The following is a 10,875-nucleotide window of genomic DNA, read 5'->3' as shown; positions in this document are numbered from 1 at the left end:
GATCCTGGCGGCGCTCAGCGCGGGCGCGGCTCGCGGGCGAGCTGGCGGCTCTGCGCGACCAGGCGGCCGGTGGAGTCCCAGACCCGGTAGTCCTCGTCGAGCCAGCCGCCGGCGATCTCCGACGCGCGCGCCTCGACCAGGCACCAGCCCGGCGCGGGCAGCGCCCGCACCAGCACCTGCAGCTGCACCGTCGGAGCCCACCCGAACCGCCCGATGGCCCAGGTCGTCGGCGGGAGGACGTCGGCGAACAGGACGAGCGCGAACGGGTCGGGCTCGGTGCCGTCGGCCAGCCGCACCCAGGCCCGCACGACCGGCTCGTCCGAGGGCCGGCCCCGCGCCCAGCCCGCGGTCGCCGGGTCGAGACGGGTCAGCACCCGCTGCCGCAGGCCCACCTCCAGGGTCGGGCGGCCGCCGATCGAGACGAAGGCGTCGGGCGGCAGGCACTCCTCCGCCGGCGGCACCTCGGGCGGCGGCACCGCGACGTCGGGCGCGGCGTCCGCGAGGGTGGCCGTCGTCGCCTGGACGGCGAGGGTCGGCCCCTCGGCGGTGGCCAGGACGACGGACGAGTGCGCCAGCGTGCGCCCCGCGGTGGCCGGCGTGACGGTGAGGGCGGCCGGGCCCGGACCGGTGGCCCGCAGGTAGCTCGCCGCCAGCGCCACCGGGTGCGGGTGCGGGCTGTCGAGCACCGCCGCCCGCGCCGCCGTGGCCAGCAGGTAGCCGCCGTTGAGGATGCCGCCGCCGACGTCCCAACCGGGGTGCAGCGCGGCCACGAGGCCGCCGGCCTCGGCACGGGTCACCGCGGTCGCGGCGGCGAACTCTGACCCTGGACGGTCGGTCTGCGGCACGCCGACCAGGGTGCCAGGGTGGTTCCCATGCAGTACACGCACCTGGGCCGCAGCGGCCTCTCGGTCTCCCGGCTGTGCCTGGGGACCATGAACTTCGGCTGGCAGACCTCCGAGGAGGACTCCCACGAGATCATGGACCTGGCCCTGCAGGAGGGGATCAACTTCTTCGACACGGCCAACGTCTACGGGTTCTCCGAGGGCAAGGGCCGCACCGAGGAGGTGCTCGGCACCTGGTTCGACCAGGGCGGCGAGCGCCGGGAGAAGACCGTGCTGGCCACCAAGGTGTACGGCTCGATGAGCGACTGGCCGAACGACACCTTCCTGTCGGCCCGGAACATCGTGCGCGCCTGCGAGGCCTCGCTGCGCCGGCTGCGCACCGACTGGATCGACCTCTACCAGTTCCACCACGTCGACCTCAGGACGCCGTGGGAGGAGATCTGGCAGGCCTGCGAGACGCTCGTCGCCCAGGGCAAGGTGCTCTACGTCGGCTCCTCCAACCACGCCGGCTGGCAGATCGCCGCGGCCAACGAGGCCGCCGCCCGCCGGCACTTCCAGGGCCTGGTCAGCGAGCAGTCCATCTACAACCTGCTCACCCGGCAGATCGAGCTCGAGGTCATCCCGGCCGCCCAGCACTACGGCGTGGGCATCATCCCGTGGAGCCCGCTGCACGGCGGCCTGCTCGCCGGCGCGCTGGAGAAGGCCGAGGGGCAGCGCCGCCACGAGGGCCGGGCGAAGCAGGACCTCGAGGACAACCGTGCCGCGCTGGAGCAGTACGAGGCGCTCTGCCGCGACCTCGGCGAGAGCCCGGCCGACGTGGGCCTGGCCTGGCTGCTGCACCAGCCGGCGGTCACCGCGCCGATCGTCGGCCCGCGCACGAGGGGCCACCTGGAGGGCTCGCTGCACGCGCTCGACGTCGTCCTGGACGACGACACCCTCGCCCGGCTCGACGAGATCTTCCCCGGCTACAAGCCCGCCCCGATGGAGTACGCCTGGTGAGGGACCCCGTCCCGGGGCCGTTCCCTCACCGCGCCACGGGCCAGGTGGCGACGGTCTCGTAGCGCGGGGCCGGGCCGAGGTGGCTGCGCAGCAGCAGCACCTCGGTCACCGGCCAGTCCGGCCCCGCGTACCCCGCCAGGCGGTCGACCACCGAGCCGTCGGCGGGCCGGCCCGGTCGCCAGCGCCCGAGGGTGAGGTGCGGCTCGTAAGGCCGCTCCTCGACCGCCAGCCGCAGCGACCGCGCGACCCCGGCCAGCCGCCCGGCCAGCGCGGTCAGCCCCCGGACGTCGCCGGCCAGCCCCGCCCACGCCACCTGCGGACGACGGCGCGAGCCGAACCGGCCCACGCCCGCCACCCGCAGGGTCATCGGGGCGGCCGCGGCCACCGCGGGCCCCGCCGCCTCGACCAGCGCCGGCACCTTCCCGGCCGGCACGTCGCCGAGGAACAGCAGCGTGAGGTGCCAGCGCTCCGGCGCCGTCCAGCGCGGCTCACCGGGCGCCCCCCGCAGCGGCGCGACGGCGGCGGCGAGGTGGGCGCGCGCCTCCGGGGAGGGGTCGACGGCGAAGAACAGCCGGGGATCGGCGGAGGTCAGCCGCGCACCACCAGACCGGCGCCCTCCAGCGCGGCGAGCACGCGCAGCCGCTCGATGTCGCGGGCCATGCCCACCGGGGTGTCCGGCAGCGCGTGCGGCACCTCGAGCGCCTCGGCCGCCTCCGTGAGCACCGCGTCGTAGGCGGACCACAGCGCGCGCCACCGCACCAGCGGGGCACCGGCGGGCACGAGGGCGAGCTGCCGCGACAGCCGGCGCAGGTCGGCCGCGATGACCTGGAGCGGACGGCGGCTCGTCTCCGGCGGGCGCTGCACCCGGTTGCCGCGCACCCGGTAGCGCCGCGGCCGGCGCTCACGCGCGTCGCGCTCCCGGCGGCCCCGGAAGACCTCCCGGCGGCCCCGGAAGACCTTCCGGCGGCCCCGGAAGACGTAGCGGTCCAGCAGCGGCAGCTCGAGCCAGAACAGCACGAGGAGTGCCACGACCCCGATGGGCAGGAGGACGGCGGACACGGTCGCTCCCCGGTACGGCCCGACACTTGCTGGCCACCGTACCCCCACCGGGCCGCGGGCGAGGAGGGCGAATCAGTGGCTCAGGCGTTGCCGGCCGAGCGGGCCGCGGCCTCCTCGGCGGCCCGCAGCGGCGGGGACGCCACGGCGGGCGCGCCGCGCGGCGGGCTCACGTGCAGCGCCAGGCGCGGTGGGGCGACGTGCGCCTCCAGGCGGACCTTGCGCCCGCGGGCCAGGTGGAGCCCGGCGCCGGCGCCCGCGACGGCCACGACGACGCCGCCGACGACCAGGCCCCAGGGGGCGCCGAGGTGCTCGGAGATCCAGCCGATCAGCGGGGCCCCGACCGGGGTGCCGCCCATGAAGCACATGAAGTAGAGGGCCATGACGCGGCCGCGCATCTCGGGGGCGGCGCCGAGCTGGACGTAGCTGTTCGCCGCCACGCTGAAGACCAGCGCGGCAGCGCCGGTGGGCACGAGGAGCGCGGCGAAGGCGGCGTAGGTGGGCATCAGGCCCGAGACGATGGTGAGCAGGCCGAAGACGATCGAGGAGATCACCAGGAAGCGCTGCCGCGGCCGGCTGCTGCGCCGGGTGGAGAGCAGGGCGCCGGACAGCGACCCGACGGCGAAGGCCGTGGAGAGCAGGCCGAAGTCCTGGGCGCCGAGCCCGAACTGCTCGCGGGCCATGAGGGCGATGGTGACCTGGTAGTTGAAGCCGAAGGTGCCGACGACGAACACCAGGGCCATCGCCAGCACGAGGTCGCGGTGCGCCGCGGTGTAGCGCAGGCCCTCCCGCAGCTGCCCCTCCGCCCGCCCGGTCGGCGTGCTGCGGCGCAGCTCACCGCCGCGCATGACGACCAGCGCGGCGAGGGTGAACGCGAAGCTGGCCGCGTTGACGAAGAAGGCCGGGGCGGTGTCGCCGCCCGAGGCGCCGATCAGCACGCCGGCGACCGCGGGGCCGACCAGCCGGGCGCCGTTGAAGATGGTCGAGTTGAGGCTGACCGCGTTGGGCAGCAGCTCGGGGCCCACCATCTCCGAGACGAACGCCTGCCGGACCGGCGCGTCGATCGCCGACACCGCCCCGAGCAGCAGGGCCAGCACGAACACGTGCCACAGCGCGATGCCGTCGGTGGCGACCAGGATCCCGAGCGCGAGCGCGAGCACGCCCATGAGCGCCTGGGTCACCAGCAGCACCCGGCGCTTGTCGTAGCGGTCGCCGAGCACCCCGCCGTACATGCTCAGCAGCAGGGAGGGGCCGAACTGCAGCGCGGTGATCAGGCCGAGCGCGATGCCGCTGTCGCCGGACAGCTGCAGCACCAGCCAGTCCTGCCCGATGCGCTGCATCCAGGTGCCGGTGTTGCTGACCAGGTTCGCCGACGCGAACAGCCGGTAGTTGCGCACCCGGAGCGATCGGAACATCCCGTTCCCCCGCTCCGGCGGTCGATCAGCGCTCGTCCACCTCACCCACTGGCCAGCTTGTCCATGATCACCGCGGCCTCCCGCAGCACCGCCCGCTCCTCGGCGCTGAGCTGCTGCAGCTGCCCGGACAGCCACGCCTCGCGCGCCCGCGCCTCGCTCCCCAGCAGCTCGTCCGCCGCCGGGGTGAGCCCGATGACGACCTGCCGGCCGTCGGTGGGGTGCGGCGTCCGGGTGACCAGCCCCATACCCTCCAGCGCCACGACGACACGGGTCATCGACGGCGGCTGCACCCGCTCGTGCGCGGCGAGCTCGCCCGGGCTCATCGGCCCGTGCCTCTTCAGCGTGGAGAGCGCGGCCAGGTGGGTCAGCGTGACCGAGGTGTCGACGCGCTGGTTGCGCAGCCGCCGGGACAGCCGCATGACGGCCAGCCGCAGGTCGTGGGCGAGCGCTGCGGTGTCCAGCGTCGTCCGGCTCACGATCCTTAGCTTAACTCAGGAAAGGCCCGCGAGCTGCTGGAGCGGCTCGAGCGCGAAGTACACGAGGAACAGCACCGCGATCACCCACATCAGCGGGTGCACGTCGCGCCGCCGGCCGACCGCGACCCGCAGCAGCACGAAGCTGATGACGCCGGCGCCGATGCCGTTGGTGATCGAGTAGGTGAACGGCATCAGGGCGATCGTGAGGAACGCGGGGATCACCAGGGACAGGTCGTTCCAGACCAGGTGGCGCAGCTGGCTGATCATCAGCGCCCCGACGATCACCAGCGCCGGCGCGGCCGCCTCCGACGGCACGACCTGGACCAGCGGGCTGAAGAACATCGCGACGAGGAACAGCACCCCGGTGGCCACGCTGGCCAGCCCGGTGCGGGCGCCGTCCGCGACACCGGAGGCGCTCTCGATGTAGGTCGTGTTCGACGACACGCTCGCCGCGCCGCCGGCCGCGGCGGCGACCGAGTCGACCAGCAGGACCGGCTGCGACTTCGGCAGGTTGCGGTCGTCGTCGAGCAGGTCGCCCTCGGCGCCGACGGCGGTGACCGTGCCGACCGTGTCGAAGAAGTCGGCGATCATGATCGAGAAGACGATGAGCAGCGCGGCGATGATCCCGATCCGCTCGAAGCCGCCGAACAGCGAGAACGCTCCCACCAGCGACAGGTCGGGGGCGCCCACGACCTGGTCGGGCAGGGCGGGCACCTGCAGCGCCCAGCCGCGGTCGTCGACGGCGCCGTCGGCGCCGATGCGCGGGCCGATGTCGGCGACGGCCTCGATGACGATGGCCAGGACCGTCGCCGCGACGATGCCGATGAGCAGCGCGCCCTTGACCCGCCGGACGACGAGGACGGCGGTGAGCAGCAGCCCGACGACGAAGACCAGCAGCGGCCAGCCGGCCAGCTGGCCGTTGATGCCGAAGCTGATCAGCGGGTTGCCCGGCCGGATGACCCCGGCGTCGGCCAGGCCGATGATGGTGAGGAAGAAGCCGATGCCGACGGCGATCGCGGTCTTGAGCTGGGCGGGGATGGCCTCGAAGACGGCCTTCCGGAAGCCGGTGAGGACCAGCACGGTGATGAGCAGGCCCTCGAGCACGACCAGGCCCATGATCTCGGGCCAGGTCAGCTGCGTGGCGGCGTAGACGGCGACGACGGCGTTGATGCCGAGGCCGGTGGCCAGCGCGAACGGGTAGCGGCCGACGACGCCCATGAGGATCGTCATCACGCCGGCCACCAGCGCGGTGACCGCGGCGACCGCCCCGAAGGGCAGCGTGTTCCCGTTGACGTCGGCGCCCGACAGGATGATCGGGTTGAGCACCACGATGTAGGCCATCGTGAAGAACGTGGTCAGCCCGCCGCGCAGCTCCCGGCCCACGGTGGAGCGCCGGGCGCTGATCCCGAAGTAGCGGTCCAGGCCGTTCTTCGGCCTCGCCCGGGGCCCCTCGCTGCGCCTCGGCGCCTTCGACGTCCCGGCGACGACGTCGGCGGGCGTGCCGTCGTCGGCGGTCGGGGCGCCGGCGCCCCGGGTCGGGTGGGACTTGTCGGCCATGGACCTACTCCTGGGAGGCGGGGGACGAGCGGCGACAGCCTGCCACACGCCGTACCCGTTCCTGCGCGCGCGGGAACGACAGGCTTAGGGTGCGCCCGTGCCCGGTCCCGAGAAGCAGGCCCCGCCCCCGTTGCAGGTCGACACGGTCCGGGTGGTGCTCACCGGGACGGCGCTGTGGGCGGTGGCCCTCGTCGTGCTGCTCCTGCTCGGCGACCGGGTCGACCGGATGTGGACCTGGACCTGCCTCGCCGGCATCGGCCTGGCCGGCATCGGCCTCGGCATCATGCGCTGGCAGGGCCAGTGGGGCAGGAAGGACTGAGCCGCGCCGGGCTCAGATGACGTCGAAGTCGGCGGTGTCGTAGCGGGCCGAGGTGACCACCTCGGTCGCGTCCGCGGGGACCAGGGTGGCCTGGCTGTGGGCGCCGCAGCCGTAGTCGACGGTGACGACGCGGCCGTCGGCCGGTGAGTAGGCGTTGCCGCAGGCGCCCAGCCGGCCGCGCAGCGAGCCGGCGAGCGGCAGCCAGAAGCCGCAGGTGCCGCAGGGGCCGGGGGCGTGCCGGGCCATCGCCGCGCGGGGGCCGAAGTCGCCGGCGGCCCAGCGCGCGGCCGCCTCGCTGCGCCCCTCGGCGGACATGACCCGCTCCCGGCCCAGGCCGAGCTCGCCGGCGACGGCGTGCGCCTCGGGATCGGCCGCGGCGTCGTCGTCGACGGCGTACGCGGGCACGAGCCGGGGGTCGTCCTCGGTGGAGGGGAGCACGTCGCCGACGGACAGGTCGCCGGGCCGCAGCCGCTCGTGCCACGGCACCCACGCCGGGGCGAGCAGGGCCGAGTCACCGGGCAGCAGCACGACCTCGTCGATCGTCACCTCGGCGGAGCCGGGCACCCGGGCGAGGGTGACCGCCCAGTGCCAGCCGGCGTAGCCGGGCTGCCGGCTGGCGAAGGAGTGGGTGACGACCTCACCGAGCTCCGCCGGGCCCCGGTCCGCGGCCTCCGGCGTCTCGTGGACGGCGCCGAGGTGCTCCCCCACGAGCTCGGGGTCGCCGGCGGTCTCGGCGGCCGCGGCGCGGGCGGTCTCGACCGCGGCGAGGAGCACGTCCTCGGCGGCGGCGTCGGGCGGGAAGGACTCGGGCACGCAGCCATTGTCGCTGACGCGCGCCGGGGCCGGTCGCCGACGCCCCCGGCGGCCACGGGCGGGGATCGCCGCCGACGCCCGGCTTCGTGGGGCACGATGGGAACGTGCCCTCGACCCACCCCTCCGGTCCGCGCCGGCGCGCGGGCCTGCGCCGACGCGCCGAGGGCGAGCCGGTCGAGCGCATGGACACCACCCCGCTGCCGCTGCCGCAGTGGGCCACCCAGCAGGGCCCTCCGGTGGACGGCTGGGCCGGGAACGGTCACGTCCCGCCCGGCTCCCCCGACCCGTACGCCTCCCCCGCCACCGGCTCCCCCGGCGGCCCGCCCCCCGGCCCCGCCGCGGCCCAGCTCCCGCCCGGGTGGGCCGGCGCGGGAGCCGCCCCGCCGCCGCCCGTGGCGCCCACCGTGCCCGACGCCGTCCTCCCGCCGCCGCCCCGGGCGACCGTCACGCGGGTGGCCGCCGCGCGCACGCGGGAGATGACCGGCGCGGCCGTGCGCCGGGTCCAGGCCGCCAGCCGGGCCGACGGCGCCGGCGAGAGCGGGCTGACCCAGCTGCTGTGGGTCAACGCGGTGCACATGGCCGGCGACGCGATGATCGCCGTCTCGCTGGCCGGCACCCTCTTCTTCGCGGCGACCACCGACGCCCAGCGGGGCAACGTGGCGCTCTACCTGCTCGTGACGATGGCGCCGTTCGCCGTGCTGGCGCCGGTCATCGGCCCGGTGCTCGACCGGCTGCAGACCGGCCGGCGGTGGGCGATCGCGGCGGCCGCCCTGGGCCGGGCGCTGCTCGCGCTGGTCATGGCCCGGCACTTCGACGACTTCTGGCTCTACCCGGCCGCGCTCGGCGTCCTCGTGCTGTCGAAGGCGCACAACGTGCTGCGCGCGGCCGTCGTCCCCCGCGTCCTGCCGGGGCAGATGTCGCTGACCTCGGCCAACGCCCGGCAGTCGGTGTTCGGGCTGGTCACCGCGGGCGCCGTCGGCGGCCTCGCGGCCGGGATCGCCCACCTGTTCGGGTTCGAGGTCGAGCTGTGGGCCACCGCGGTCGTGTTCGCGGTGGCCGGCGTGCTCGCCCTGCGGCTGCCCAAGCACGTCGACGTGCCCAGCGGCGAGCAGCAGGCCGACGTCCTCACCACCGGCCCGGTCGAGCCCGGCCGGCGCAAGCGGCCGGTCAGCCCGCACGTGGTGCTGGGGTTGCGGGCCAACGCCGCGCTGCGCTTCCTCGGCGGCTTCCTCACCATCTTCTCGGCGTTCCTGGTGCAGGGCACGGTCGACGGCGGCTGGCCGGCGACCCTCGCCCTGGGCGGCATCGCCGCCGCGGCGGGCGCCGGCAGCGTGCTGGGCACGGCCATCGGATCCCGGCTGCACGCGGTCGACCCCGACCGGCTGGTGCTCGTCGCGGCCGGGATCGCCGCCGCGGTCACCGTCGTCGCCGCCGTCTTCTTCAACCTCCCGATGGCGGCGCTGGTCGCCGGCGTCGCCGCGGTGACCAACGCGCTCGGCAAGGTGGCGCTCGACGCGATCATCCAGCGCGAGGTGCCCGAGACCCTGCGCGCGTCGGCGTTCGCCCGCTCCGAGACCTGGCTGCAGCTGTCGTGGGTGGTCGGTGGCGCCATCGGCATCGCCCTGCCGCCGATCGGGTGGCTCGGCTTCACCGTCGCGGCGGCCCTGCTCGTCGTCGCGGTCGGGTTGCTGCTGTGGAGCCTGCGACGCGGCCGGGCGCCGGTCTACCCCGACGCGCCCACCACCCCCCTGGACGAGCAGTGGGGCTGAGGCGCGTCGCCGCCGCCGGCACCCTGCTCCTCCCGGTCCTCGCCGCCTGCGGGGGCGGCGAGCCCGCGGCCCCGCCGAGCGTGACCGTGGCCGTCGGCGGTCAGGAGGTGGACCTGCGGCCGACCCAGTACTGCCTGGACGGCACGGGCCAGCGCTACTCCGACGTGGTGCCGCCGATCATCGAGGTCGCGCCCGACGCACGGATCGCCCTCACCGTGCCCGACGACGTCGCCGAGCAGGGCTGGGCGGTCCAGGTCTTCGACGACCAGCTCGAGGAGAAGCTGGGCGAGGTCCCCGTCGGCGAGGGCGAGGCCGTGTTCGACGAGATCACCAGCTCCGACGTCGTCCCGGCGGCGTTCTACCTGGTCGTGGTCGAGGACAAGGGCGGGCCGTGCGGCGCCTTCTCGGGGGCCTGGCCGGTCGGCTTCCTCCGGGCCGGCGGCACGGCGGCCGGCAGCGCGACCACGCCGCCGGCCGGCTGAGCCGGGCCGTGCCGCCGCGTGCGGTCCCGCCGACCGCGGGCTGCCTCAGGCCTCCAGGTCGCCGGCGACCGCCCGCAGCACCGCCGCGACCTTGCGCGACTCGTTGCGGTCGGGGTGCCGCCCGCGGCGCAGGCTGTTCGAGACGCTGTCGAGCAGCTTGATCAGGTCCTCGATGATCGGGACCAGCTCGTCGGGCTTCTTCCGGGTCGCCGCCACCACCGAGGGCAGCGGGTCGAGCACGCGCACCTGCAGCGCCTGGTCGCCCCGCCGTCCGGCGACGATGCCGAACTCCACCCGCTGGCCGGGCTTGAGCTCGGTGGTGCCGGTGGGGAGGGCGTCCTTGTGCACGAAGACGTCCGGCCCGTCCTCACGGGAGAGGAAGCCGAACCCCTTCTCGGAGTTGAACCACTTGACTCTTCCGGTGGGCACGGTGGATTCCCTCGGTCGACTCGCGGGCGGTCCGGCCTCTGGGGCCGGCGGACGGCGCGGCCCGTGGGCCGCTGCTCACAGGTTAGTCGCCGTGGTGACGCGCCGGACGCGACTCCCGCCGCGCCCGTCGCCGGGCGGAGCTCCCGGGCCGGGACCCGGCCGCCGCCGCGCGTCGTCGCACCGGTCGAGCCGCGCGCGCGGCTACGACCACCGGGCCTGGTCCACGGCGGCCTGCTCGCGCTGGGCGGCGGCCTGGAGGCGGTCGCGGCGGGCGGCGGCGCGGTCCTCGGCGGCGGCCTGACGATCGCGCTCCGCGGCCGCGCGGTCGGCGGTCTCGGCGGCGCGGTCGGCGGCGTTCGACCGGAGCGCCTGCTCCGTCTCCTCCTGCAGCGTGGCGAGCACCTCCCGGTCGATGAGCGCCTGCTCGGCCTCCGCGTCCGGCGACCCCGGGGCGGCGGGGTGCGCGCGGTGGTGCAGCGCGGCGGCGGTCCGGTCGGCCTGGTCCTGAGCGCGTGACTCCGCGGCGGCGGCCCGCTCCACGGCCCGCTGGGCGCGTCCTTCGGCGGCGGCATCGCGCCGGCGCGCGGCCTCGTCGCGCCGCTCGGCTGCCAGGTCGCGGGCCCAGCCGGCCTCGTCGTCGATCGACACCGTCGCCACCCCTTGCGGGTCACCCGCCCCGCCCGATCCGCCCGGCTCCCGGGGAGCCGGTCACCGGGGA

Annotated in this window: 13 protein-coding genes; 4 read left to right on the top strand and 9 right to left on the bottom strand. The window is 75.9% G+C overall.

All coding sequences use genetic code 11. The features are described from left to right. Window positions 1–14: 14 nt before the first annotated feature. Window positions 15–845, bottom strand: coding sequence for a thioesterase family protein (locus ACI78S_RS01445; protein ID WP_456970411.1), 831 nt, complete (start codon window positions 843–845; stop codon window positions 15–17). Window positions 846–872: 27 nt separating this feature from the next. Here ACI78S_RS01445 and ACI78S_RS01440 point away from each other — a divergent pair, with 27 nt between their 5' ends. After that, window positions 873–1,841, top strand: a complete 969-nt coding sequence (locus tag ACI78S_RS01440) for an aldo/keto reductase (RefSeq protein ID WP_456970410.1) — start codon at window positions 873–875, stop codon at window positions 1,839–1,841. 25 nt (window positions 1,842–1,866) lie between these two features. Here ACI78S_RS01440 and thpR read toward each other — a convergent pair whose 3' ends face one another. From thpR to ACI78S_RS01415, 5 genes are all read right to left on the bottom strand, one after another. Further along, on the bottom strand, window positions 1,867–2,412 hold the full coding sequence (thpR, locus tag ACI78S_RS01435) for an RNA 2',3'-cyclic phosphodiesterase (protein WP_456970641.1): 546 nt from the start codon (window positions 2,410–2,412) through the stop codon (window positions 1,867–1,869). Between the two features lie 17 nt (window positions 2,413–2,429). Continuing rightward, window positions 2,430–2,900, bottom strand: a complete 471-nt coding sequence (locus ACI78S_RS01430) for a hypothetical protein (protein ID WP_456970409.1) — start codon at window positions 2,898–2,900, stop codon at window positions 2,430–2,432. 80 nt (window positions 2,901–2,980) lie between these two features. Next, complete coding sequence (locus tag ACI78S_RS01425; RefSeq protein WP_456970408.1) at window positions 2,981–4,312, bottom strand: MFS transporter; 1,332 nt, start codon at window positions 4,310–4,312, stop codon at window positions 2,981–2,983. 41 nt (window positions 4,313–4,353) lie between these two features. Beyond that, entirely contained in the window at window positions 4,354–4,788 is a 435-nt protein-coding gene (locus tag ACI78S_RS01420; protein WP_456970407.1) for a MarR family winged helix-turn-helix transcriptional regulator, read from the bottom strand. 15 nt (window positions 4,789–4,803) lie between these two features. Next, window positions 4,804–6,345, bottom strand: a complete 1,542-nt coding sequence (locus ACI78S_RS01415; RefSeq protein WP_456970406.1) for an NCS2 family permease — start codon at window positions 6,343–6,345, stop codon at window positions 4,804–4,806. Between the two features lie 97 nt (window positions 6,346–6,442). Between ACI78S_RS01415 and ACI78S_RS01410 the strand changes: the two genes are divergently transcribed. Beyond that, window positions 6,443–6,664 carry a DUF2530 domain-containing protein gene (locus ACI78S_RS01410; protein WP_456970405.1) on the top strand — a complete coding sequence of 74 codons (222 nt, stop codon included), beginning with the start codon at window positions 6,443–6,445 and terminating at the stop codon, window positions 6,662–6,664. Window positions 6,665–6,676: 12 nt separating this feature from the next. Here ACI78S_RS01410 and ACI78S_RS01405 read toward each other — a convergent pair whose 3' ends face one another. Further along, window positions 6,677–7,477 (bottom strand): DUF3027 domain-containing protein, encoded by an 801-nt coding sequence (locus tag ACI78S_RS01405; protein ID WP_456970404.1) that lies wholly within the window; start codon window positions 7,475–7,477, stop codon window positions 6,677–6,679. A 104-nt stretch (window positions 7,478–7,581) separates the two neighbouring features. Between ACI78S_RS01405 and ACI78S_RS01400 the strand changes: the two genes are divergently transcribed. Next, window positions 7,582–9,246 carry an MFS transporter gene (locus ACI78S_RS01400; RefSeq protein WP_456970403.1) on the top strand — a complete coding sequence of 555 codons (1,665 nt, stop codon included), beginning with the start codon at window positions 7,582–7,584 and terminating at the stop codon, window positions 9,244–9,246. Then, entirely contained in the window at window positions 9,237–9,728 is a 492-nt protein-coding gene (locus tag ACI78S_RS01395) for a DUF2771 family protein (protein WP_456970402.1), read from the top strand. Before ACI78S_RS01400 ends, ACI78S_RS01395 begins: the two co-directional genes overlap by 10 nt. Window positions 9,729–9,773: 45 nt before the next feature. Here ACI78S_RS01395 and ACI78S_RS01390 read toward each other — a convergent pair whose 3' ends face one another. Both ACI78S_RS01390 and ACI78S_RS01385 read right to left on the bottom strand, forming a co-directional pair. After that, window positions 9,774–10,157, bottom strand: coding sequence for a cold-shock protein (locus ACI78S_RS01390; protein WP_456970401.1), 384 nt, complete (start codon window positions 10,155–10,157; stop codon window positions 9,774–9,776). 201 nt (window positions 10,158–10,358) lie between these two features. Beyond that, window positions 10,359–10,805 carry a hypothetical protein gene (locus tag ACI78S_RS01385; RefSeq protein WP_456970400.1) on the bottom strand — a complete coding sequence of 149 codons (447 nt, stop codon included), beginning with the start codon at window positions 10,803–10,805 and terminating at the stop codon, window positions 10,359–10,361. Window positions 10,806–10,875 lie beyond the last annotated feature (70 nt).

The organism is Geodermatophilus sp. SYSU D00815, assembly GCF_054050035.1.
The sequence above is the reverse complement of the archived record's forward strand: the minus strand, read 5'-3'. Positions and strand labels throughout refer to the sequence as shown.

Excerpts from the sequence above, each read along its gene's own strand:
- ACI78S_RS01440 (WP_456970410.1), top strand. The coding sequence starts at position 873 with ATGCAGTACACGCACCTGGGCCGCAGCGGCCTCTCGGTCTCCCGGCTG.
- ACI78S_RS01425 (WP_456970408.1), bottom strand. The coding sequence starts at position 4,312 with ATGTTCCGATCGCTCCGGGTGCGCAACTACCGGCTGTTCGCGTCGGCG.
- ACI78S_RS01415 (WP_456970406.1), bottom strand. The coding sequence starts at position 6,345 with ATGGCCGACAAGTCCCACCCGACCCGGGGCGCCGGCGCCCCGACCGCC.